The sequence below is a fragment of the Pantoea sp. sgz302252 genome (assembly GCF_042610525.1).
GTDB lineage: Bacteria > Pseudomonadota > Gammaproteobacteria > Enterobacterales > Enterobacteriaceae > Erwinia.
This window is the reverse complement of sequence record NZ_JBHDVM010000008.1, coordinates 178126-201734: the sequence shown is the minus strand read 5'-3', so window position 1 is coordinate 201734 and position 23609 is coordinate 178126. Positions and strand designations below refer to the sequence as shown.

Genomic DNA, 23609 nt, shown 5'->3' with positions numbered 1-23609 from the left:
CCGCACCCTTTATATTATCGAAAGCCAGGAGGCTATTGTGTTGGATCGTCTGAAGCTCGGCCTGAATGCTGTTTTGCCTAAAAAAGGCCTTACTGAACTCGCCGGTTGGGGCGCAGGCAAACGCGCCGGCTGGCTGACCAAAGCGGTTATCGACGTTTTCGTCTGGTTCTACAAAGTAGATATGAGCGAAGCGCAGAAGCCGGATACCGCCAGCTACCGCACCTTTAATGATTTCTTCGTGCGCCCGCTGCGTGACGAAGCGCGCCCAATCGAAACCGATCCTAATCTGCTGGTGCTGCCCTGCGATGGCGCAATCAGCCAGCTCGGCCACATTGAAGGCGACCAGATTTTCCAGGCAAAAGGCCATACTTATACGCTGGAAGCGCTGCTGGCTGGCGATGTAGCTATGACAGAGATGTTCCGCAACGGCGAGTTTGTGACCACTTACCTGGCACCACGCGACTACCACCGCGTGCATATGCCCTGCAACGGCATCCTGCGCGAGATGATCTACGTGCCAGGCGACCTTTATTCGGTCAATCCACTGACCGCGCAAAATATCCCTAACCTCTTTGCCCGCAACGAGCGCGTGATTTGCCTGTTCGATACCGAATTCGGCCCGATGGCGCAGATTCTGGTGGGTGCCACCATCGTTGGCAGCATCGAAACCGCCTGGGCGGGCACCGTCACGCCGCCGCGCGAAGGCGTAATAAAACGCTGGCGCTGGCCGGGCGCGGATGAAGAAGGCTCGGTGGTGCTGCTGAAAGGCCAGGAAATGGGCCGCTTCAAGCTCGGCTCCACCGTTATCAACCTGTTCGCGCAGGGCAAAGTGAAGTTGGCAGAAAGCCTGACGCCGGAAACTAAAACGCGTCTGGGCCAGCCGCTGGCTATCGCACTGCAAAAAACCAGCGCCGAAGAAGTCTTACATCACCCATAGCAGAGAAGCATGTTACGCCTGATAGTTACTCTTTTGCTGGGCTGGGCGCTGCTCCAGCCCGCCTGGGCCGCCAGCGCGCCCGACACCGCGCAGATCAAGCAGGCCCTTGAGGAGACGAAATCCAAACAGGATACGCCTAATCAGGCGGAAACAGCGGAAGCGCTGCAAACCGCGCTGAACTGGCTGGAAGATCAGCAGAAATCGCTGGCCAACGCCGCCGATTACCAGCAGGTTATCGATGATTTCCCTCGCCTTTCCCGCGAGCTGCGCCAGCAGCTGACCACGCTCGCCGACAGCAGCAAAACGGTGCGTGCGACTATGACAGCGGCAGAGCTGGATCAGGAGATCCTGCAGGTCAGTAGCCAGCTGCTGGAAGAGGGTCGCCAGGCGCAGCAGGAGCAGGATCGCGCCAGGGAAATCAGCGACTCGCTCGCCCAGCTGCCGCAGCAGCAAACCGACGCCCGCCGCGCGCTAAACGAAATAGAGCGCCGCCTGCAGGGACAGCCGACGCCAGTGACGCCGCTGGCGCAGGCGCAGCTTTACGCTCGTCAGGCAGAGTCCGCAGCGCGTAAGGCAAGAGTTGATGAGCTGGAGCTGGCGCAGCTCTCCGCCAACAATCGTCAGGAGCTGGCGCGCATGCGCGGCGAGCTTCATCAGCGCAAAGCCACCCAGCTTGATAACTATCTGCAGGATCTGCGTAACCAGCTCAATAGCCGTCGCCAGCGCGAAGCCGAAATCGCGCTGGAGAAAACCGAGCAGCTGGCGGAAAACAGCGGCGAGCTGCCGAAGAAGCTCAGCGAGCAGTTTCGCGTTAACCGCGAGCTTTCCGCCGCGCTGAATCAGCAGGCGCAGCGGATGGATCTCGTCGCCTCGCAACAGCGCACTGCGGTTAATCAAACTATCCAGGTACGCCAGGCACTGAGCACCATTCGCGAACAGTCGCAGTGGCTTGGCGTCTCCAATGTACTGGGCGAGGCGCTACGCGCACAGGTGGCGCGCCTGCCAGAGATGCCTAAACCGCAGCAGCTGGACAATGATATGGCCCAGCTACGCGTGCAGCGGCTGCATTATGAAGATCTGCTTGAGCGCCAGCAGCAGCTGCGCCAGCTTAAACAGGACGACGGCACGCCGCTGACTACCGAGCAGCGCCGGATCCTGGATGCGCAGCTAAAAACACAGCGCGAGCTGATCGGTTCGCTGCTTTCCGGCAGCGATAATCTGATTCTGGAAGTCACCAAGCTGAAAGTAGCGAACGGCCAGTTAGAGGATGCGCTGCTGGAAGTGAAAGAGGCGACGCATCGCTACCTGTTCTGGACGGCAGACGTTAGCGCGATCCACCTCGACTTCCCGCTGCTGCTGATGCGCGATCTGCGCAACCTGCTTTCGCTGAATACGCTCGGCCAATTGGGCGGCGCGCTGGTGATGATGTGCACCAACCGTGAAACCGTGCTGCCAATTCTGGGCGCGCTTCTGCTGGTGGGTTTCAGCCTCAGCTCGCGCCGCCACTACCGCGATTTCCTTAATCGTTCCGCCAGCAAAGTAGGCAAGGTCACCCAGGATCGCTTCGGCCTGACCATGCGCACCGTGTTTTGGTCAATTCTGGTCGCTCTGCCGCTACCGGTGTTATGGATGGCGCTGGGCTATGGCTTACAGCACGCCTGGCCTTATCCGGTTGCCGTAGCGACCGGCGACGGCATCACGGCTACCGTGCCGCTGCTGTGGGCCTTTATGATCAGCGCCGCTTTCGCCCGGCCTGACGGGTTGTTTATTGTCCACTTCCGCTGGCAGCGGAATCGGGTAGCCCGCGCGATGCGCTTCTACACGCTTTGCATTGGCTTTGTGGTGCCGATGATCATGCTGCTGATCGGCTTTGATAATCTGGACGAGCGCCACTTCTCCGCCACGCTGGGCCGCCTCTGTTTTATCCTGATCTGCGGCGCGCTTAGCCTGGTGACCGTCAGCCTGAAACGGGCAGGCATTCCGCTTTATCTGGATAAAGAAGGCAACGGCGAAAACTTTATCAGCAACGTGCTGTGGAACCTGATGATCTGCATCCCGATGATCGCCGCGTTCGCCTCCTGCATTGGCTATCTGGCGACCGCGCAGGCGCTGCTGGCCAGGGTAGAGACCTCGCTGGCCATCTGGTTCCTGCTGCTGATTATCTACCATATCATTCGCCGCTGGATGCTGATTCAGCGTCGGCGCATCGCCTTTGACCGCGCGCGCAACCGCCGTGCAGAAATTCTGGCTCAGCGCGCCAAAGGCGAAGAAGAGACGACCGCCACGCAAAGTACAGAAGCGGAAGTCGACGAACCCGTGATCGACCTGGATGCCATCAGCGCCCAGTCGCTACGGCTGGTGCGCTCAATTCTGACGCTGATTGCGCTGGTGTCGGTTATCGTGCTCTGGTCGGAAATCCATTCGGCGTTCGGCTTCCTGGAAAATATCCGGCTGTGGGACGCCAGCACCACGGTACAGGGCGTGGAAACGCCTGAGCCTATTACGCTGGGTTCGGTGCTGATCGCGATCCTGGTGCTGATTATCACCACCCAGCTGGTGCGCAATATGCCTGCGCTGCTTGAACTGGCGCTGCTGCAACACCTTAACCTGACGCCCGGCACCGGCTACGCCATCACCACGCTGACCAAGTACACGCTAATCCTGATCGGCGGCCTGACGGGCTTCTCCATGATCGGCATCGACTGGTCGAAGCTGCAATGGCTGGTAGCCGCATTAGGTGTGGGACTGGGTTTTGGCTTACAGGAAATTTTCGCCAACTTTATTTCCGGCCTGATTATCCTGTTCGAGAAACCGATCCGCATCGGCGATACCGTAACCATCCGCGATTTGACTGGCAGCATTACACGCATTAATACGCGTGCTACTACCATTACCGACTGGGATCGCAAAGAGATTATCGTGCCCAACAAGGCCTTTATCACCGAGCAGTTTATCAACTGGTCGCTCTCTGATTCGGTAACGCGCGTAGTCCTGACCATTCCTGCCGCAGCGGAAGCGGATAGCGAAGAAGTTACCAGTGTGCTGCTGACCGCCGCGCAGCGCTGTCAGTACGTGCTGGATACGCCGCAGCCGGAAGCTTTCCTGGTGGATCTGCAACAGGGTATTCAGCTGTTTGAATTGCGCATTCATGCAGCGGAGATGGGGCATCGCATGCCGCTGCGCCATGAGCTGCACCAGCTGATTTTGCAAGGGTATCACGAGCACGGGCTGGAGATGCCCTTCCCGCCTTTCCAGGTACGAATGGAAACCATTGGCCGCAAAACGCCGGTCAATAACGGCGCACCGGCCGCCCGCACTTACAAGTCAGGCGGACTATAAAAAAAGGCCCGGAAGCGATTCCGGGCCTTTTTTCTTGCCGCTGACCCGTTAGCAGCGGTCAACGGAGAAAGCGATGACTTCGCTAAGCTGCGAGGCTTTTAGCGCCAGCATCACGATACGATCCACGCCCAGCGCTACGCCGGAGCATTCCGGCATGCCGTGCGCCAGTGCATCCAGCAGATTAGTATCAATAGGCTGCTGCGGCAGGCCCACCGCCGCGCGCTTGCGGTTATCCTGCTCGAAGCGCTGACGCTGTTCGCGGCTGTCGGTTAGTTCGCGGAAACCGTTTGCCAGCTCGATGCCTTTGAAATAGACCTCAAAACGCTCCGCCACGCGGTGATCTTCGGTGCTGATTTCCGCCAGCGCCGCCTGGCTGGCCGGAAAGTGGTAAACAAAAGCCGGTTTCTCTTTGCCGATTTGCGGCTCCACGCCGGTCACGAACAGCAGCTGTAGCAGCGTATCGCGATCTTCCTCGCGGTTGGCGAGATCGCCTACGCCCAACTTTTCCGCCACTTCCCGCATCTGCGCTTTATCCGCCGACAGCGGATCCATCTCCAGGTGACGAATAAACGCCTGCTGGTAGGAAAGCGTCTCCGCGGGCGCGCACTCCAGCACCTGCTGCAACAGATCGTCCACTTCGTTCATCAGCCGGTACATATCGTAATGGGGACGATACCATTCCAGCATAGTGAATTCAGGATTGTGATGACGGCCCGCTTCCTCATTACGGAAGCAGCGGCAAAGCTGAAAAATCGGCCCGCTGCCGGCGGCCAGCAGCCGCTTCATATGGTACTCGGGGCTGGTCATCAGATAGAGATCCAGACCTTGCGCGGCGCCGGGCCCGACAAAGCGCGTCTGAAAAGGAAACAGATGGACGTCGGTTACGGTTGCCTGGCTCATCGCCGGGGTCTCCACTTCCAGCACCCCACGATCGGCAAAAAAACGCCGGATTTCAGCCATAATCGCCGCCCGTTTTAATAAGTTCGTGACGGGCGCGCTCGGCTGCCAGCTGGCCGTATCGCTCATAGTTTGTACTCCTCAGGGATCAGGGTGAAGCAGTCTACCCGAGGCGACACGGACAAACAAACCCGCGCCGTTAAAAAATTCGCCGCGACGGGTTAACGTTTTAACACTTTTACGGCTGTTTTTTGACCTTAATGCCTGAGCATATCAATTTTGCCCGCCATAGCCGGTTTTATACTGGCGTTTTCGCAAATCGGGGAGCGCGGCTCCCCTTTCCCATCACGGCCTGACAGGGAGAATATCGTGCAAACTTTTACTGCCGATCTGGTGATTGTCGGCGCGGGCGGCGCCGGGCTGCGAGCGGCTATCGCCGCCGCGGAAGCTCATCCCACCCTTTCCATTGCGCTGGTCTCGAAAGTCTATCCCATGCGCAGCCATACCGTAGCGGCCGAAGGCGGTTCTGCCGCTGTCACCCAGGCGCATGACAGCTTCGATCTGCATTTCCAGGATACTGTCTCCGGCGGAGACTGGTTGTGCGAGCAGGACGTGGTGGACTACTTCGTGCAACACTGCCCGCAGGAAATGGCACAGCTGGAAATCTGGGGCTGCCCGTGGAGCCGCCGCCAGGACGGCACTATCAACGTGCGCCGCTTTGGCGGCATGAAGATTGAACGCACCTGGTTCGCCGCCGATAAAACCGGCTTCCATATGCTGCATACGCTGTTTCAGACCTCGCTGAAATACCCGCAAATTACCCGCTTCGACGAACATTTCGTTCTGGATCTGCTGGTGGACGAGGGCGAGGCGCGCGGGCTGGTAGCAATGAATATGATGGAAGGGGCTTTGATCACTATCCTGGCGAAGTCGGTGGTGCTGGCCACGGGCGGCGCAGGGCGCGTCTATCGCTATAACACTAACGGCGGCATCGTTACGGGCGACGGCATGGGCATGGCGCTGCGTCACGGCGTAGCGCTGCGGGATATGGAGTTTGTGCAGTATCACCCAACCGGTCTGCCTGGCTCCGGCATTCTGATGACGGAAGGCTGCCGAGGCGAGGGCGGCATTCTGGTTAATAAAGACGGCTACCGCTATTTGCAGGATTACGGTATGGGGCCGGAAACGCCGCTCGGCGAGCCTAAAAATAAATACATGGAGCTGGGGCCGCGCGATAAAGTGTCACAGGCTTTCTGGCACGAGTCGCAGAAAGGCCGCACCATTCATACGCCGCGCGGCGAGGTCGTCCATCTCGATTTACGCCACCTGGGCGAAAAAAAGCTGCTGGAGCGGCTGCCCTTTATCTGCGAGCTGAGCAAAGCCTACGTCGGCGTCGATCCCGTCACCAGCCCTATCCCTATTCGGCCAACCGCGCACTACACCATGGGCGGCATAGCCACAGATGCCAGCTGTGAAACCACCGTACGCGGCCTGTTCGCCGTGGGCGAATGCTCCTCAGTGGGGCTGCACGGCGCTAACCGCCTCGGCTCAAACTCACTGGCGGAACTGGTGGTATTTGGTCGCCTGGCCGGAGAGAAAGCCGCAGCCAGAGCGCTGGAAACGCCTGACTTCGCCACCTCCGCACTGCAAGCACAGAGCCGCGACTGCGAGCAGCGGCTGCAGGCGTTGGTCAATCAGCCGGGCGACGAGCGCTGGTCAACGCTGCGCGATGAGATGGGCATGGCGATGGAAGAAGGCTGCGGCATCTACCGTACGCCGGAACTAATGCAGCAAACCATCGATAAGCTGGCGGAGCTGAAAGCGCGCTTTAAGCGCGTGCGCATCCGTGACACCTCCAGCGTTTTTAATACCGAGCTGCTTTATGCCATCGAGCTGGAGCACGGCCTGAACGTGGCGGAATGCATGGCGCATGCCGCTTTTGCACGCAAAGAGTCGCGCGGCGCGCATCAGCGCCTGGATGAAGGCTGCCGCGAAAGGGACGACGAGCGTTTCCTGCAGCATTCGCTAAGCTACTTCAACGCGCAGGGCACGCCAACTATTGCCTGGGATAAGGTCACCATCACCCGCTTGCCGCCAGCGAAACGCGTCTATGGCGCGGAGTCAGAACATAAGGAGGTGCAGCATGACTGACTGCAATATTGCCATCCAGCGTTATAACCCGGAGACGGACAAAGCGCCGCATGTCGAAACTTATCAGGTGCCGTGGGACGAGCAGACCTCGCTGCTGGACGCGCTGGGCTATATAAAAGATAACCTGGCCGGCGATCTCTCTTTCCGCTGGTCGTGCCGTATGGCTATTTGCGGCTCCTGCGGCATGATGGTGGACGGCGTGCCTAAACTCGCCTGCAAAACTTTTTTGCGCCACTATCCACAGGGCATGCGTGTAGAGCCGCTGGCAAATTTCCCTGTCGAACGCGATCTGGTTGTTGATATGAGCCGCTTTATCGAAAGCCTGGCGGCGATCAAGCCTTACATCATCGACAATCCGCAACAGGCGCAGAACGGCCCCAACCGCCAGACGCCAGCGCAAATGGCCCGCTATCACCAGTTTTCCGGCTGCATAAACTGCGGCCTTTGCTACGCGGCCTGTCCCCAGTTCGGTCTTAACCCAGAATTTATTGGGCCCGCCGCCATTACGCTGGCGCACCGCTATAACCTGGATAGCCGCGACAAGGGCAAAAAAGCGCGTATGCCGCAGCTCAACGGCGATAACGGCGTCTGGCCCTGCACCTTCGTCGGCTTCTGTTCGGAAGTCTGTCCAAAACATGTCGATCCGGCTGCCGCTATCCAGCAAAGCAAGGTAGAGAGCGCCAAAGACTTTCTGATCGCCAGCCTCAGGCCACAATAAGGAGCCGCAGATGAGTTCTAAACGCAACCCTTATCACCGTCCGGTTACGGCCGACTGGTGGCAAAAATCGGCTTTTTACCGTTTCTATATGCTGCGCGAAGGCACCGCCCTGCCAGCGCTGTGGTTCAGCCTGGAGATGATTTTCGGGCTGTTTGCCCTCAAGCGCGGCGCGGAAAGCTGGGCGGGCTTTGTCGATTTCCTCCAGCACCCTGTAGTGCTGCTGCTGAATATGATGGTGCTGGCGGCCGCGCTGCTGCACAGTAAAACCTGGTTCGATCTGGCGCCGAAAGCGGCGGTTATCGTAGTCGGCGATAAAAAGCTGTCGTCCGGCCCGATAGTCAAAGGGCTGTGGGCGGCAATGGTGTTGATCAGCCTGGTGATTCTGGCCGTAGTGCTGCTGGCACGGGAGGGATAATGAAAAAACAACATCGTTCTGACGAGCCGCTGTTTTGGGGGCTGTTTGGCGCAGGCGGCATGTGGGCGGCGCTGGTTTCACCGGTTGTGGCGCTGCTGCTCGGGGTAATTATGCCGCTGGGGCTGGCTTCGCCGCGGGCCTTCAGCTTTGAGCGTATCCTCAGCTTCGCCCAAAGCTGGCCGGGCCGCGCTTTTCTGTTTCTGGCTATCGTTCTGCCGCTCTGGTGCGCGCTGCATCGCCTGCATCATATGATGCACGATTTAAAAATCACGCTGCCAGCCAGCAAATGGCTCTTCTACGGCCTGGCCGCAATCCTGACCGTGGTCTCCGCCATCGGTGTACTGACGCTGTGATCGCCGCGCGGCGCAAAATGCGCCTATACTTAAGCGGTTCAAACGCAAAGGAATCGCTTATGTCTCTGTGGAAAATGCTGGCGGCAGGCGCCGGCGCCCTTCTCTCTGTTGCCTGCACCACCACGCCGCCCAAAGGCGTAACGCCTGTAGAAGGCTTTAATGCCGATCTTTACCTGGGAAGCTGGTATGAAATAGCCCGTCTGGATCACCGCTTCGAGCGCGGTCTGGATCACGTCACCGCTACCTATAGCAAGCGCGACGACGGCGGCCTCAAGGTGATTAACCGCGGCTTTAACGTGAAGAAACAGCGCTGGCAGGAAAGCATCGGCAAAGCTTACTTTACCGGCTCACCGAGCCAGGCGGCGCTGAAAGTCTCTTTCTTCGGCCCGTTCTACGGCGGCTATAACGTTATCGCTCTGGATAACGCCTATCAGCACGCGCTGGTCTGCGGGCCCAACAGAAACTATCTGTGGATCTTATCGCGCACGCCGCAGCTTGATGCCAAAGTCAAAGAAGAGCTGACCACAAAAGCACGCCAGGCCGGTTTCGACGTTAGCCAGCTGATCTGGGTAAAACAGGACTAAATTTGCCTGACCATGAAACAAAAGGGCCGGTGTAACCACCGGCCTCGCTTTTACTGCTACTGCGCGCTTCGCTGAATCGCCCGTCCGCCTGCGGAAACGTCTTCGCCTACCCCACGGGTGGTATTACAGGCGGTAAGCGCAGAAGAAAGCACCAGAACGGAAAAGATCGCGACAATACTTTTCTTTAGCATAACCAGATCCTTTTAATTAGAAATAAAGTACAGCGTGTTAAGCATAGTCGTAATTTTGCGAATGCGTCTGGTAAGGCGAAAGAGAGAAAAACTTAGCTGGCTGCGTGTGAGATAACGCCGCCCAGATGCTGGACATCTTCGCCGAAACCGCGAAAGGTGTTGCAGGCGCTCAGCGCGCAGGTGATAAACAGGGCCGCAGCAATTAACAGGATACGGGACATGGTGGGCTGGCTCATTGAAAGATAAGGGCCCGCTGGCGCAGGCCCCTACGGCTTATTTTACGCGAGAAACGTATTCGCCCGAGCGGGTGTCTACTTTAATCACTTCGCCAATCTGCACGAACAGTGGCACTTTCACTACCGCGCCGGTAGAGAGCGTGGCTGGCTTGCCGCCGGTACCTGCGGTATCGCCTTTCAGGCCTGGATCGGTATCCACGATCTCCAGCTCAACGAAGTTCGGTGGCAGAACCTGAATCGGTTTGCCGTTCCACAGCGTTACGATACACTCTGCGTTGTCCAGCAGCCATTTTGCCGCATCGCCCACGGTCTTCGCTTCAACAGGGTGCTGTTCGAAGGTTTCCGGGTGCATAAAGTGGTAGAAGTCGCCGTCGCTGTACAGGTAGTTCAGGTTGGTATCTACTACGTCCGCGCCTTCTGCGGAGTCGGTAGATTTAAAGGTCTTCTCAACGCGAGTGCCGGTCAGCAGACGACGCATTTTAACGCGTGCGAAAGCCTGGCCTTTACCTGGTTTAACAAACTCGCTGGCTTCGACGGCGTATGGTTCGCCTTCGAACATGATTTTAAGACCGGGACGGAAATCGTTGCTAGAATAAGTCGCCATAAAGGCCCTCTACAATTTAATACTGGTACTTAGCCAAAAAAATGGCACACATTGTAACCCTAAATACCCCTTCGCGAGAAGAATGGTTGCATCAACTTGCAGATGTAATCACTGACCCAGATGAATTACTCCAGCTTTTAGGCCTTGATTCGCATCCCGAGCTGCGGGCTGGCGGCGACGCGCGGCGTCTTTTCGCTCTACGCGTGCCGCGCGCCTTTGCAGCAAGAATGCGCAAAGGCGATCCGCAGGATCCGCTGCTGCTTCAGGTGATCACCCAAAGCCAGGAATTTATTGATGCACCGGGTTACAGTACCGATCCGCTCGATGAGCAAAGCAGCGTAGTGCCGGGTCTGTTACATAAATATCATAATCGCGCGCTGCTATTGGTCAAAGGCGGCTGCGCCGTCAACTGCCGTTACTGTTTCCGCCGTCATTTTCCCTATGCGGAAAATCAGGGCAACAAGCGTAACTGGCAGCAGGCGCTGGAGTATATCCGACAGCAGCCGCAACTGGATGAAATTATTTTCTCCGGCGGCGATCCGTTAATGGCTAAAGACAGTGAACTGGCGTGGCTGATTAGCGAGCTGGAGCAGATCCCCCACCTGAAAAGGCTGCGGATTCACAGTCGGCTGCCGGTGGTCATTCCGTCGCGGATCACTGCCGCGCTTTGTCAGCGGCTGGCAGAATCGCGGCTGCAAATGCTGCTGGTGACCCACATCAACCACGCGCGTGAAATTGACCATGAGCTGCGGGAAGCCATGCAGCAGCTAAAACGGGCTGGCGTAACCTTACTGAACCAAAGCGTGCTGCTGCGCGGTATCAATGACGATGCCGCCACGCTGGCCGAGCTGAGCAACGCGCTTTTTGATGCCGGTATCCTGCCTTACTATCTGCACGTGCTGGATAAAGTCCAGGGCGCGGCGCACTTCTATGTGGACGACGAGCGGGCAAGGAAGATAATGCGGGAGCTGCTGAGCCAGGTTTCCGGTTATATGGTGCCGAAGCTGGCAAGAGAGATTGGCGGCGAGCCGAGCAAAACGCCGCTGGATTTACAGCTGCGCCAGCAATAAAAAAACAGGAGAGGCTTCTCTCCTGTCTGTAATTTAATAGACGCCTTTAACGGCTCAGGGGCATTTGTAGACCTGGCCGCTCATTTTGCTGTCCAGCGGTGCGAAGCTCGACCAGATATTTTGCGTCGGGCTGGTAGCGCCATAAATCACATTGCCGCCCATTGCCGCCGCGCGGTTGCGCAAATCGTTAGCCGCGCCGCGTAGTGAACTGCTTTCGCCGCCGCCCGCGCCGCTTAACCAGTTGCTTTGCGAACCGGTCAGGTTGCCCAGCAGCTGGCAATTGCTTGCCGGTTGTTGATCGGTGAAGGTAACCCGCTCACCTGCCGGGCTCAGGTGGGTAGAACTGCTGCAGCCAGCCAGCAGCAACGCCGCCACAGAGAGCCCCAGCAAGACGTTAATCCGCATTTTAATCTCCATTATTATTAACAGACTCCCCCGCAGACTAACATAAAATGACCTGTGTGCCTGTACTTCTGACGGGGTGGCACAAGAAGCGCTACATGCAAAATGTTTGCGGGCAACCATGCTTGCCTGGCAGTCGCGGGAGTTGCCCGCAGCCGCCCATAAAAAAACCTGCCATCGCTGGCAGGTTTTTTAGCTTATCAACGACGGGCGTCGTCTTACATCATACCGCCCATACCGCCCATGCCACCCATACCGCCGGCAGCACCCATATCCGGGGCATCCGCTTTAGGCAGGTCGGTAACCATGCACTCGGTAGTGATCATCAGGCCCGCAACGGAAGCCGCGTACTGCAGTGCAGAACGGGTCACTTTGGTTGGGTCCAGGATACCGAAGTCGATCATGTTGCCGTATTCTTCGGTCTGCGCGTTGTAGCCGTAGTTGCCGTCGCCCGCTTTCACGTTGTTGGCAACCACAGATGGCTCTTCGCCTGCGTTGGAAACGATCTGGCGCAGTGGAGCCTCCATCGCGCGCAGCGCAACTTTGATACCCACGTTCTGATCTTCGTTCTGGCCTTTCAGCTCGGACAGCAGGGCCGCAACGCGTACCAGCGCCACGCCGCCGCCGGCAACCACACCTTCTTCTACTGCTGCACGGGTAGCGTGCAGAGCATCTTCAACGCGTGCTTTCTTCTCTTTCATTTCGACTTCAGTTGCCGCGCCTACTTTCAGAACGGCTACGCCGCCTGCCAGTTTAGCTACGCGCTCCTGCAGTTTTTCACGATCGTAATCGGAAGTGGCTTCTTCGATCTGCTGGCGGATCTGGGTAACGCGACCGGAGATCAGAGACTCTTCGCCCACGCCATCGATGATGGTGGTGGTGTCTTTGTTGATCACAACGCGTTTTGCCTGGCCCAGGTCTTCCAGGGTCGCTTTCTCCAGCTCCATACCGATCTCTTCAGAGATCACGGTACCGCCGGTCAGTACAGCGATATCCTGCAGCATAGCTTTACGGCGATCGCCGAAGCCTGGTGCTTTAACCGCAGCCACTTTCACGATGCCGCGCATGGTGTTGACCACCAGAGTAGCCAGCGCTTCGCCTTCCACATCTTCAGCGATGATCAGCAGAGGCTTGCTTGCTTTAGCTACTGCTTCCAGAACTGGCAGCATTTCGCGGATGTTGGAGATTTTTTTGTCAGCCAGCAGGATGAATGGGGATTCCAGCTCAACCGCGCCGGTCTCTGGCTTGTTGATGAAGTAAGGAGAGAGGTAGCCGCGATCGAACTGCATACCTTCTACCACGTCCAGCTCGTCCTGCAGGCCGGTGCCTTCTTCAACGGTGATAACGCCTTCTTTGCCCACTTTTTCCATCGCCTGAGCGATCAGGGTACCCACGCTCTCGTCGGAGTTAGCGGAGATGGTACCAACCTGAGCGATAGCTTTGGAATCAGAGCAAGGAACAGAAAGTTTTTTCAGCTCTTCAACGGCAGAAACCACGGCTTTATCGATGCCACGCTTCAGATCCATTGGGTTCATGCCCGCAGCAACGGCTTTCAGGCCTTCGTTAACGATAGACTGAGCCAGTACGGTCGCGGTAGTGGTGCCGTCGCCTGCCGCGTCATTCGCTTTAGAGGCAACTTCTTTCACCATCTGCGCGCCCATGTTTTCGAACTTGTCATCCAGCTCGATTTCACGCGCTACGGACACGCCATCTTTAGTGATGGTCGGTGCACCAAAAGATTTATCCAGAACCACGTTACGGCCTTTCGGGCCCAGGGTAACTTTTACTGCATCTGCCAGTACGTTGACGCCACGCAGCATTTTTACACGAGCGTCGTTACCGAATTTTACGTCTTTAGCTGCCATTGTTAATATCCCTTAAATTCGTTTCGTTCAATGAGTTACGTAAATTACGCTTCAACAATTGCCAGAATGTCGCTTTCAGAAATGATCAGCACTTCCTGGTTGTCGATTTTCTCAGTTTTCGCACCGTAGCCTTCGTTGAAAATCACGACGTCGCCGACTTTAACGTCCAGCGGTTTCACTTCGCCATTTTCCAGGATACGGCCATTGCCAACAGCCAGCACTTCGCCGCGGGTAGATTTCCCTGCTGCTGAGCCGGTCAGAACGATGCCGCCAGCTGATTTAGATTCCACTTCTTTACGCTTGACGATAACACGGTCGTGCAATGGACGAATTTTCATTGATAGCTCTCCTTTGAGAAGTCCAATCAGTCATTTTGGGATGAACGCCTCGCTTCACCGGCTCGGCTTCGTGACGAAAGAGATAGGGACAGGCTCTGCCCCTTTCAAGGGGCAAAAAATAAAAATTTTGCTTCTGCGTCACAACTGAGCAAATAACAACCGGCGGGAAAAAAGAAAAAAGGCGGGGATCCGCCTTTTTAAGATTGATGACGAACCCCTGGTCGCGTTTAAATCAGTGACAGAGCAGCAGAGGCAGATCGGAACACGGACACGCCGTAAATACTTCCATGTAGGCTCGGTTGGCGCGTCCATGCGCCAAACGGTCCGCTTATCCGCTCAGCCTCTGCCGCCATAAAGCTGCGAAGTTGCTATAAAAAACAGATGTTTATCTGAGCTTTTTTAGCTTTGTCAGCAGTCTGAAAAAGGCGTGGGGATCCGCCTTTTTGCGTTTAGCGATCGTCGCGTTTGTCGTCATGCTCGATCAGCGTAGTGTCTTTACGCTCATACTCGCCGTCGACGGTATAGCCGCTATCCGGGCCTGCGCCCGGCCCGCGCCAGCTACGCAGGTGCGGCATCAGTTTCAGCGTCAGGTGTTTTTGCACTGGCGGCAGTAACAGCAGCAGCCCCAGGAAATCCGTAAAGAAGCCGGGCAGCAGTAGCAGGAAGCCCGCCAGAATCAGCGAAACGCTCTTCAGCATCTCTGCCGCCGGGCTTTCACCTGCGGCCAGCTTCTGCTGCATCAGCATAAAGTTTTTCATGCCCTGGTTTTTCACCAGCGAGATCCCGATGCCAGAGCTGAAGATCACCAGCAGCAACGTCACCAGCACGCCTAATACGTGGGCGACCTGGATAAAAATAGAGATCTCGATCCAGGCCAGAACGAAAAGTAGTAAAAACGGTAACCAGCGCACCGCAGTCTCCTGTCGGTTAGAGCCGCCCCGCAACACGCGCAACGGCGAAAAAAAGATCGTATCGGTTAAAGATGGGCATGCCTCGCGCCCTTTTCAACCACGAGCGGGAAATTCCCTGCGCTCTCATCAAATAAACAGCAGGGATACAGCGACAAAAAAAGCGCGCTTTAAAGTGAAACACGTCAATAATTCACAGAATATAGTCGTGCTCCCGCCGGGGAAAACGTTAACATATCGCCCCGGACTGATGGCGACAAACGAATCACTCTGACACTGGCTAGTATAACCGGCAGTAATAACAAGAAGGTGCTCATGGCTAACGACATTCGTATCGAAGAAGACCTGTTAGGTATGCGAGAAGTTCCGGCGGATGCTTATTATGGTGTTCATACGCTGCGTGCGATTGAGAATTTTTATATCAGTAAAAGTAAGATCAGCGATATCCCGGCTTTTGTGCGCGGCATGGTCATGGTGAAAAAAGCCGCAGCGATGGCTAATAAAGAGCTGCAAACCATTCCCCGCAACGTTGCCAACGCGATCATCAAAGCCTGCGATGAAGTGCTGATCAACGGCAAATGCATGGATCAGTTCCCGGTTGATGTCTATCAGGGCGGCGCCGGTACTTCGGTAAATATGAACACTAACGAAGTGCTGGCTAATATTGGCCTGGAGCTGATGGGGCACCAGAAAGGCGAATATCAGTATCTAAACCCCAACGATCACGTCAATAAGTGCCAGTCCACCAACGATGCCTATCCTACAGGTTTCCGCATCGCGGTTTACAGCTCCATCCTGCAGCTGCTGGAAGCCATCGGCAAACTCAGCGAAGGTTTCGAACGAAAAGCGATTGAATTTAACACCATCCTGAAAATGGGCCGTACCCAGCTACAGGATGCGGTGCCGATGACGCTGGGCCAGGAATTCCACGCTTTCAACGTGCTGCTGAAAGAAGAGATTAAAAATATTCTGCGCACCGCCGAACTGCTGCTGGAAGTAAACCTGGGCGCGACGGCTATCGGCACACGTCTGAATACGCCGGACGGCTACCAGCAGCTGGCGGTACAAAAGCTGGCGGAAGTCAGCAATCTGCCTTGCGTACCCGCAGAGGACCTGATCGAGGCGACCTCAGACTGCGGCGCTTACGTAATGGTGCACAGCTCGCTGAAGCGTCTGGCGGTCAAGCTATCGAAAATCTGCAACGATTTACGTTTGCTCTCTTCCGGCCCGCGCGCTGGCCTGAATGAGATAAACCTGCCGGAACTGCAGGCTGGTTCTTCCATTATGCCCGCCAAGGTTAACCCGGTCGTGCCGGAAGTCGTGAACCAGGTCTGCTTTAAAGTTATCGGCAACGATGTCACCGTGACCATGGCTTCGGAAGCGGGCCAGCTTCAGCTGAACGTGATGGAGCCGGTAATTGGCCAGGCGCTGTTCGAATCGGTGGATATCCTGACCAACGCCTGCGCTAACCTGCTGGAGAAATGCGTGGATGGCATTACCGCTAACAGAGCGGTGTGCGAAGCCTATGTATTTAACTCCATCGGCATTGTCACCTACCTGAACCCTTATATCGGCCACCATAACGGCGATATCGTCGGCAAAATCTGCGCCGAAACGGGCAAAAGCGTGCGTGAAGTGGTGCTGGAGCGCGGCCTGCTGACCGAAGCGGAACTGGACGACATTTTCTCCACGCAAAACCTGATGTATCCGGTCTACAAGGCCAAACGCTATACCGATGAAGAGTAATTATCGGCGTTAAACAGACAAGGCACGTTGGTTCGCTGAACAACGTGCCTTTTTTTATGCTGCTGGCAACATGCCATCAACTAATTTCTAACCAAAGAGACCAGGGGAGCAAACTATGATTTTACCAGAGCTTATTGTCGTGCTGGCGGCGATCTATCTGGGAGCACGGCTGGGCGGTATCGGGATTGGCTTCGCTGGCGGGGTCGGCATGCTGATCCTGACGCTGGGTTTTCAGATCAAGCCGGGCGTCATTCCGTTCGACGTGATTGAAATCATAATGGGTGTAATTGCGGCTATCGCAGCGATGCAGGTCGCGGGCGGTATGGATTACCTGGTCAGCCTGGCCGAGCGCCTGCTGAGAAAGCATCCGCGCTATATCACTTTCCTGGCGCCGCTGGTGACTTATGCCATGACGCTGCTGGCAGGTACTGGCCACACTGCGTTTTCCACGCTGCCGGTAATTGCCGAAGTAGCGAAAGAACAAGGCGTGCGCCCTTCGCGTCCGCTTTCTATCGCGGTGGTCGCCTCGCAAATCGCTATTACCGCTTCGCCTATCTCTGCCGCCGTGGTCTTTCTTTCCGGCATTCTGGAACCCAAAGGCGTCAGCTATCTGGGCCTGCTGGCCGTCGCTATTCCTTCGACTATGGTCGCTATCTTTGTCGCCGCAATGATCACCAACTTTTTAGGAAAAGAGCTGCACGAGGACCAGGTTTACCAGCAGCGGGTGGCAAAAGGCGAGGTCACGCTGCGTGGCGAGACACAGTTTGAAGAAAAGCCCGGCGCTAAACGTTCGGTGCTGCTTTTTCTACTGGGCATTGTCGCCGTCGTGCTGTATGCCACGGCGATCAGCGATACCGTCGGCCTGATAAAAAATCCCGTACTGCCGCGCAATGAAGCCATCGTGATCTTTATGCTGACCATAGCCTCGCTGATTTGCCTGAGCTGTAAAGTCGATACCGCGAAAATCCTTTCTGCCAGCACCTTCCGCTCAGGTATGAGCGCCTGCGTCTGCGTAATGGGCGTAGCCTGGCTGGGCGACACTTTTGTTAAGGCACATATCGGCGAGATTCAGGACGTGGCAGGCAGCCTGCTGCGCGACTATCCGTGGATGTTGGCGGTGATCCTCTTTTTCGCCTCAACGCTGCTTTACTCGCAGGCGGCCACCACCAAAGCGCTGATGCCTGCGGCGCTGCTGCTTGGCGTTTCGCCGCACACCGCCATCGCCTCTTTCGCAGCCGTTTCGGCGCTGTTCGTGCTGCCGACCTATCCTACGCTGCTGGCTGCCGTAGAAATGGACGATACCGGATCCACTCGTATCGGCAAATTCGTGTTCAACCACTCTTTTATCGTGCCGGGCACGCTGGCGATCGCGCTGTCGGTCGCCTTTGGTTTTGTTTTCGCCCATCTTTTCCTGTAGCCACTTTGTAAACCGGTTCTCAATGCGCTGTAGCCGGTTACATCCTGCAAAAGCAGCGGCTGTCAGCCCGTGATATAGTCTGCGCCTTGTACAAGATCCCTGGCCTGGCCGGGGATCGCCCGTTGGTTTATATCAATAGTGAAAAAGATCCCAGCCATGATTAAGCGCATTACCCCCTTTCTGCTGCTGGCGCTGGCCCTGATTTTCAGTCTGGGCGCCAGCGCCTCGCTGTTTGACCAGCGCGCCAGCAGCCATTTTGGCACCGTCGATCAGGCTTTCAGCTTTGATTTTTCCCAGCAGGCCGATCGGCTCACCCTCAACTGGCAGGTCAAACCCGGCTACTATCTTTATCGCCAGCAGATTACCCTGACGGCTCACGGCGCAAAGCTCGCGGACTGGACGCTGCCTGCGGGCAAGCCGCATGAGGATGAGTTTTACGGCAAAACGGAAATTTATCCCGACAGCCTGAAAGTGCCGCTGACCATCCTGCAGGCAGACAAGGGCGCAACGCTTAGCGTGACTTATCAGGGCTGCGCCGCCGCCGGTTTTTGTTATCCGCCGGAAACCCGCAGCGTGCCGCTGAATGAGGTCGCCGCTGGCAGCAATGCGTCCGCTAAATCAGCTCAGGATGCGCAGCCTGTTCCCGCTGAAAACAAATTGCCCTTCTCACCGCTATGGGCTTTGCTGATCGGTATTGGCGTTGCCTTTACGCCATGCGTGCTGCCAATGTATCCGCTGATTTCCGGCATTATCCTGGGCAGCAGCCGCCGCTATTCGCTGAAACGGCTGTTTGCCCTTGTCATGGTGTATGTGCAGGGCATGGCGCTGACCTATACGGCGCTGGGCGTCATCGTCGCGGCAGCCGGGCTGCGCTTCCAGGCCGCATTGCAGTCGCCTGCGGTACTGATCGGCCTTTCCGCGCTATTTGTACTGCTGGCATTATCGATGTTCGGGCTGTTTACCTTGCAGCTTCCCTCTTCGCTGCAAACCCGGCTGACGCTGCTTAGTAATCGTCAGCAAGGCGGATCCCTGCCCGGCGTATTTTTGATGGGCGCGCTGGCTGGTTTAATCTGCTCGCCCTGCACCACCGCGCCGCTCAGCGCCATCCTTCTTTACATCGCACAAAGCGGCAATATGCTGGCTGGTGCAGGAACGCTCTGGCTCTATGCCGTTGGTATGGGGCTGCCGCTGATAGCAGTGACGCTGTTCGGCAATCGCCTGCTGCCGAAAAGCGGCCCCTGGATGCAGACGGTGAAAGAAGGCTTCGGCTTTGTGATCCTGGCGCTGCCCGTTTTCCTGCTGGAGCGCGTGGTTGGCGATATGTGGGGCATGCGTCTCTGGAGCCTGCTGGCCGTCGCTTTCTTTGGCTGGGCCTTTATCAGCTTTAAATCCGCTAACGGCTGGCAGCGTCTGGCGCAAATTCTAATGCTGGTGGCGGCGCTGGTCGCAGCCCGACCTTTACAGGATTGGGCATTTGGCACGCCTGCCGTGCAAAATCATGCGGCACTGAATTTTACCCGCATCGATAATGTCGATCGGCTTAATCAGGCGTTAGGCCAGCATCGCGGCATAACCATGCTCGATCTTTATGCCGACTGGTGCGTGGCCTGCAAAGAGTTCGAAAAATACACGTTTAGCCAGTCATCGGTACAGAATGCGCTGAATAAAACTCAGTTATTGCAGGCTGATGTCACCGCCAATAGCGCTCAGGACAAAGCGCTGCTGGCACAGCTAAAGGTGCTGGGACTGCCTACCATCCTGTTTTTCGACGCCGAGGGTAAAGAGATCCCTGGTTCGCGCGTGACCGGTTTTATGGACGCGGCAGCTTTCCGGCAGCATTTGCAGAAAGTAGCGCAGTAAACGACACTAGAGAGGAATTTTACGGTCACGGCCGTAAATAATGCATTCAAGAGGAGAGTCACTTGCAGCGTGAACAGGTACTCGAGCATGCACTGAACGTACTCGAGCAAAACGGGCTGGCCGCCTCGACGTCTTTCGCCATGATGGCGAATGCCGCAGCCTGCCAGCAGGAAGATTTACAGCGTTACTGGCCCGATCGCGAGGCGCTGCTTTACGACGCCCTGCGCTATCACAGTCAGCAGGTAGATATCTGGCGGCGCAGGCTGCTGCTGGATGAGCCCCTGAGCCCGGCGAAAAAACTGCTGGCGCGCTATCAGGTGCTGGAAGAGGCGGTTAACAATAATCGCTATCCCGGCTGCCTGTTTGTCGCGGCATGCAGCTTCTATCCGCAGCCGGATCACCCTATCCATCAGGTTGCCGAGCAGCAGAAACGCGCTTCCTGGCAATATACCCATGAGCTGCTGACGCAGCTGGAAACCGATAATCCCGAACTGCTCGCTCATCAGATGGAGCTGATTCTGGAAGGCTGCCTGAGCCGCCTGCTGGTGAAGCGCAACGTGCAGGAAGTGGTCACGGCCCGTTCGCTGGCGGAAGATGTGCTGAGTATCGCGCTGTGCCGCAAGAATGGTGCGCTGACCTGAAAATGGCAGGCTGCTTTGCGTGACTTTCAGGCTAACTGTCCGAAAAGCACGCAATCAGTCACGCTTTACCGCTTTTTTATAACAAAGCCGTTGACGGCGAGCGGCCTTTACGGTTTAATGCGCCCCGTTGCCCGGATAGCTCAGTCGGTAGAGCAGGGGATTGAAAATCCCCGTGTCCTTGGTTCGATTCCGAGTCCGGGCACCACTATTTAAAGAACCCGCCCCCGTGGCGGGTTTTTGCTTTTGGGCATTTAGCCGCTGCTTACAACTTTCCTGATAGTCCACCAGGCGCCCTGTTCGCTGACAGCAACCCTGATAGCCGCTTGCCTGCGAACTCCCGAAAATAACGACAGCGCCTCGGGAAGCCCTTAGCTCATTGCGACCTGTTGTTTTATCTGAAAACACCACGCCCAATATCTTGCGCCGCCTCAAGGCAGGCTTCCGGCGTTTTAAGCTCAGGCATCAGCAAGATTTCATTAGTTATCACCGGTGCACCACAGTAATCAAAAATTCCGTGGGCGATCTGCGCGTTAAAGGCGCTGGTGTAGCCATGCCTTTCATAAACGCCCTTTCCTGCCGCGCCCAGCGCCACCAGATGCACAGGCAGATGGCCCAGCTTTTTTACTACCTTCCCTTCTGCCGTTTCTTCATAAGCCCAGCCGTTCGCAAAGACGCGATCGATCCAGCCTTTTAACAAACCCGGCATTGACCACCAGTAAACCGGAAACACCAGCACCAGCGCATCTGCGTTATCAATGCGGGCCTGCTCTGCGGTCACGTCGGACGGCGGCACAGCCGTTTGTTGAAAAGCCGCCATATCCTCCGCAGAAAAAACCGGATTGAACTTCTCCTGCGTCAAATCGGCGATTTCAAAAGTATTTGCCGGATTTGCTTCAGCAATACCCTGTGCGATAGCCGCAGCCGCGGCATGAGTTAATGAGGTATCAAGCGGATGAGAAATAACGATCAATGCATGCATGCCAGAAGCTCCCTGTTACGTAAACCGGTGAAGGATTGAGTAGGTGCATACTGTGGCTAAACCAGCAGAGCTAAGTTAGCTGAAAATGCGAAATGCATTTTATTGCGACAGTTTCCGCTTAAGCAACCTGCGGGGAAGACCCGCTGAAAGTTCGCTTCAACAGAAATAAATGTTGAGCGTACGCACAGCCTTTATTATCTACCTGTGGTATTTCGGCACTGAAATAACAACAGTAAATCAATAAAGACTTAACCTGTAATTATGCCATTTGTATAAAAAAGTTTTATATAATAAAAATATTATGCTACCTGCTGTACACCTGAATAAATAAAAGAGAATAATGATTTAAAATATGCGTTTTTACATAGCAAAAACGTGACCTATACTCAACAAGCTATTAGGTTATAGCTGCAATTGCAATTCATTAATTTTTTGCATCACGTCTAAATTTCATATGAATTACGATGATTTTGTAAATTGACTTTTTAAAAAAAAAGACCTAGGGTAATTTACCTGAAGCAGAAATACCTGGTAGTAATCTGTTGAACGGGAAGAAACCTCCCTTAAAACTAAAAACGAGTTTTTCACAAAAAAACAACAACAATCACCGGATGTGATTTTTCTTTTTCAGAGGGAATATGAAAAACTATTATATAATTAATGGCTTAGTGAAATTTTGCCCTATAGAGAACAAGCTTGAAAGATTGGATGGAGAAAAAGAAACAGTTATTATTAACTCTCCCGCCAGCCGCTGCCTGTTGATGCTGCTTAAACAACAAGGGAATATATTGAGTCAACAGTCAATTATGGACGAAGTATGGCAAAAACAAGGAATATTTGTCGCGCCTAATACCTATTATCAGAACATCTCGATATTGCGTAAAGGGCTAAAAAAGGTTGGATTGGGTAGCAACATTGTTATTACAATCCCACGCATTGGTTTATCGCTCTCTAAAAATATTGATATCAGAATAGCACAGTCAGAAAATGAGATGACTAGTGACGCGATAAGACTAACGAGTTCTGCCGCGGTTGCTTTTGGTCACCCGCCGCAAAATCATTCTGTTGCAGAACCATTTGCCTTGCCCCAGCAAAAAAACGTCGTAACGCCAAATGAACAGCAAGGAACTATACCCGTTCCGGAAGCAACCGCCGGGCAGCCACTATCCACCCAAAAACATGAAAAAGATCGCGCGAAGAAAGGCTCATTTTTTTTATCTCTGCCTGCGCTGAGCGAATACACCTTGTTGAAATTTAATATATTTATTTTATCTACTATTTTGCTCATTTTGCTCTCGAGCAAGATCATGCAGCTTTACGTGCAGGCACATGAAAACTATAAGGACAGTCCGAATGATACCGGGTGCATTGTCTTATGCCTACAAATAAAAAGTTAAATTAACGTAAATATATTTTCCTGGCCATCCTTAAGAAACTAAGTCAACGACGATGGGATCTACTCTCATATCGGGTCATTGTACTTGTTGGAGGGAACGCATTTTCGCTAATAACAGTAAACAAACTAAGTAAAGAAAGGCTTGATGAAAGGCGGCAAGATGCTATTTGTCTGAGATTTATTCATGCCGCCTCAAAGTTGTGAATGCCGTCCAGGATACGATAAAACTTCAACCTGTATCTGTGAAAAGTTACTCAATGAAATTGGATGAGCAGATACTACGTCTCTCTTCAGTCTGAATCACAAATATATATCACAGAATTATCTGTAAAGAGTTCACTTCATCACCTCATAATAATCTTAATGGATTATGCCTGCATGTGGGTTAGACATAATTATTGTCCTTCATTCCCGGACGCGGCTAAAGTTAAGCCTGCCCGAATAAAGAACATATTGAAGTCTCACCCAACACCGGACAAACCCATTGATTTTATTGCGTTTAATATAACCTGAGATTACAAATAAAAAGCACAGCATGCCAGCCTATATACAAAAGAACTAA

Annotated in this window: 22 protein-coding genes and 1 tRNA gene; 14 read left to right on the top strand and 9 right to left on the bottom strand. The window is 55.0% G+C overall.

The annotated features are described in order from the left end of the window. The first annotated feature begins 37 nt into the window (after positions 1–37). Positions 38–937, top strand: a complete 900-nt coding sequence (asd, locus tag ACETPC_RS16130; RefSeq protein WP_380183002.1) for an archaetidylserine decarboxylase — start codon at positions 38–40, stop codon at positions 935–937. Between the two features lie 9 nt (positions 938–946). Then, on the top strand, positions 947–4276 hold the full coding sequence (gene mscM / locus ACETPC_RS16125) for a miniconductance mechanosensitive channel MscM (protein WP_380183000.1): 3330 nt from the start codon (positions 947–949) through the stop codon (positions 4274–4276). Between the two features lie 48 nt (positions 4277–4324). Here mscM and epmA read toward each other — a convergent pair whose 3' ends face one another. Beyond that, positions 4325–5302: an elongation factor P--(R)-beta-lysine ligase gene (epmA, locus tag ACETPC_RS16120; RefSeq protein ID WP_380182998.1), complete on the bottom strand. Its 978-nt coding sequence runs from the start codon at positions 5300–5302 to the stop codon at positions 4325–4327. Positions 5303–5542: 240 nt separating this feature from the next. On the opposite strand from epmA, the gene frdA reads away from it, so the two are divergent. Genes frdA through ACETPC_RS16095 form a run of 5 tightly spaced genes read left to right on the top strand, consistent with a single transcriptional unit; the run spans position 5543 to position 9394 of the window. Then, positions 5543–7324, top strand: a complete 1782-nt coding sequence (frdA, locus tag ACETPC_RS16115; protein ID WP_380182996.1) for a fumarate reductase (quinol) flavoprotein subunit — start codon at positions 5543–5545, stop codon at positions 7322–7324. Then, the gene (locus ACETPC_RS16110) at positions 7317–8042 is read left to right on the top strand and encodes a succinate dehydrogenase/fumarate reductase iron-sulfur subunit (RefSeq protein ID WP_380182994.1); all 726 of its coding nucleotides are present in this window, start codon (positions 7317–7319) and stop codon (positions 8040–8042) included. The genes frdA and ACETPC_RS16110 overlap by 8 nt, the downstream gene beginning before the upstream one ends. Before the next feature lie 10 nt (positions 8043–8052). After that, a complete protein-coding gene (frdC, locus tag ACETPC_RS16105) occupies positions 8053–8457 on the top strand; it encodes a fumarate reductase subunit FrdC (RefSeq protein WP_380182992.1) in 405 nt (134 codons plus the stop codon). Then, positions 8457–8810: a fumarate reductase subunit FrdD gene (gene frdD, locus ACETPC_RS16100; protein WP_380182990.1), complete on the top strand. Its 354-nt coding sequence runs from the start codon at positions 8457–8459 to the stop codon at positions 8808–8810. Before frdC ends, frdD begins: the two co-directional genes overlap by 1 nt. 59 nt (positions 8811–8869) lie before the next feature. After that, on the top strand, positions 8870–9394 hold the full coding sequence (locus ACETPC_RS16095) for a lipocalin family protein (protein ID WP_380182988.1): 525 nt from the start codon (positions 8870–8872) through the stop codon (positions 9392–9394). Between the two features lie 56 nt (positions 9395–9450). Here the strand turns inward: ACETPC_RS16095 and ACETPC_RS16090 are convergent, their stop codons facing one another. From ACETPC_RS16090 to efp, 3 genes are all read right to left on the bottom strand, one after another. Beyond that, complete coding sequence (locus tag ACETPC_RS16090; RefSeq protein ID WP_034939964.1) at positions 9451–9585, bottom strand: entericidin A/B family lipoprotein; 135 nt, start codon at positions 9583–9585, stop codon at positions 9451–9453. Positions 9586–9677: 92 nt separating this feature from the next. After that, a complete protein-coding gene (locus tag ACETPC_RS16085; protein WP_380183057.1) occupies positions 9678–9806 on the bottom strand; it encodes an entericidin A/B family lipoprotein in 129 nt (42 codons plus the stop codon). A 52-nt stretch (positions 9807–9858) separates the two neighbouring features. Continuing rightward, a complete protein-coding gene (efp, locus tag ACETPC_RS16080; protein WP_380182985.1) occupies positions 9859–10425 on the bottom strand; it encodes an elongation factor P in 567 nt (188 codons plus the stop codon). A 41-nt stretch (positions 10426–10466) separates the two neighbouring features. On the opposite strand from efp, the gene epmB reads away from it, so the two are divergent. Further along, a complete protein-coding gene (gene epmB / locus ACETPC_RS16075; protein ID WP_380182983.1) occupies positions 10467–11495 on the top strand; it encodes an EF-P beta-lysylation protein EpmB in 1029 nt (342 codons plus the stop codon). A gap of 54 nt (positions 11496–11549) precedes the next feature. Here epmB and ACETPC_RS16070 read toward each other — a convergent pair whose 3' ends face one another. From ACETPC_RS16070 to ACETPC_RS16055, 4 genes are all read right to left on the bottom strand, one after another. Next, positions 11550–11900, bottom strand: a complete 351-nt coding sequence (locus ACETPC_RS16070; RefSeq protein ID WP_380182981.1) for a DUF4156 domain-containing protein — start codon at positions 11898–11900, stop codon at positions 11550–11552. Between the two features lie 215 nt (positions 11901–12115). Beyond that, complete coding sequence (groL, locus tag ACETPC_RS16065; protein ID WP_380182979.1) at positions 12116–13762, bottom strand: chaperonin GroEL; 1647 nt, start codon at positions 13760–13762, stop codon at positions 12116–12118. A gap of 44 nt (positions 13763–13806) precedes the next feature. Further along, positions 13807–14100 (bottom strand): co-chaperone GroES, encoded by a 294-nt coding sequence (locus tag ACETPC_RS16060; protein ID WP_336142515.1) that lies wholly within the window; start codon positions 14098–14100, stop codon positions 13807–13809. Positions 14101–14549: 449 nt separating this feature from the next. Beyond that, positions 14550–15011: an FxsA family protein gene (locus ACETPC_RS16055; RefSeq protein ID WP_380182977.1), complete on the bottom strand. Its 462-nt coding sequence runs from the start codon at positions 15009–15011 to the stop codon at positions 14550–14552. A gap of 312 nt (positions 15012–15323) precedes the next feature. On the opposite strand from ACETPC_RS16055, the gene aspA reads away from it, so the two are divergent. From aspA to ACETPC_RS16030, 5 genes are all read left to right on the top strand, one after another. After that, positions 15324–16754 (top strand): aspartate ammonia-lyase, encoded by a 1431-nt coding sequence (gene aspA / locus ACETPC_RS16050; RefSeq protein WP_380182975.1) that lies wholly within the window; start codon positions 15324–15326, stop codon positions 16752–16754. A 115-nt stretch (positions 16755–16869) separates the two neighbouring features. Then, positions 16870–18171 carry an anaerobic C4-dicarboxylate transporter gene (locus ACETPC_RS16045; RefSeq protein WP_380182973.1) on the top strand — a complete coding sequence of 434 codons (1302 nt, stop codon included), beginning with the start codon at positions 16870–16872 and terminating at the stop codon, positions 18169–18171. Between the two features lie 156 nt (positions 18172–18327). Continuing rightward, positions 18328–20031: a protein-disulfide reductase DsbD gene (locus tag ACETPC_RS16040; RefSeq protein WP_380182971.1), complete on the top strand. Its 1704-nt coding sequence runs from the start codon at positions 18328–18330 to the stop codon at positions 20029–20031. A 62-nt stretch (positions 20032–20093) separates the two neighbouring features. Next, on the top strand, positions 20094–20672 hold the full coding sequence (locus ACETPC_RS16035; RefSeq protein WP_380182969.1) for a transcriptional regulator: 579 nt from the start codon (positions 20094–20096) through the stop codon (positions 20670–20672). A 129-nt stretch (positions 20673–20801) separates the two neighbouring features. Next, positions 20802–20877 (top strand) — tRNA-Phe (locus ACETPC_RS16030). Positions 20878–21063: 186 nt separating this feature from the next. On the opposite strand, the gene ACETPC_RS16025 is transcribed toward ACETPC_RS16030, so the two are convergent. Next, entirely contained in the window at positions 21064–21651 is a 588-nt protein-coding gene (locus tag ACETPC_RS16025) for an NAD(P)H-dependent oxidoreductase (RefSeq protein WP_380182967.1), read from the bottom strand. 638 nt (positions 21652–22289) lie between these two features. Here ACETPC_RS16025 and ACETPC_RS16020 point away from each other — a divergent pair. Further along, the gene (locus tag ACETPC_RS16020; protein ID WP_380182965.1) at positions 22290–23048 is read left to right on the top strand and encodes a transcriptional regulator; all 759 of its coding nucleotides are present in this window, start codon (positions 22290–22292) and stop codon (positions 23046–23048) included. The last annotated feature ends 561 nt before the right edge of the window (positions 23049–23609 follow it).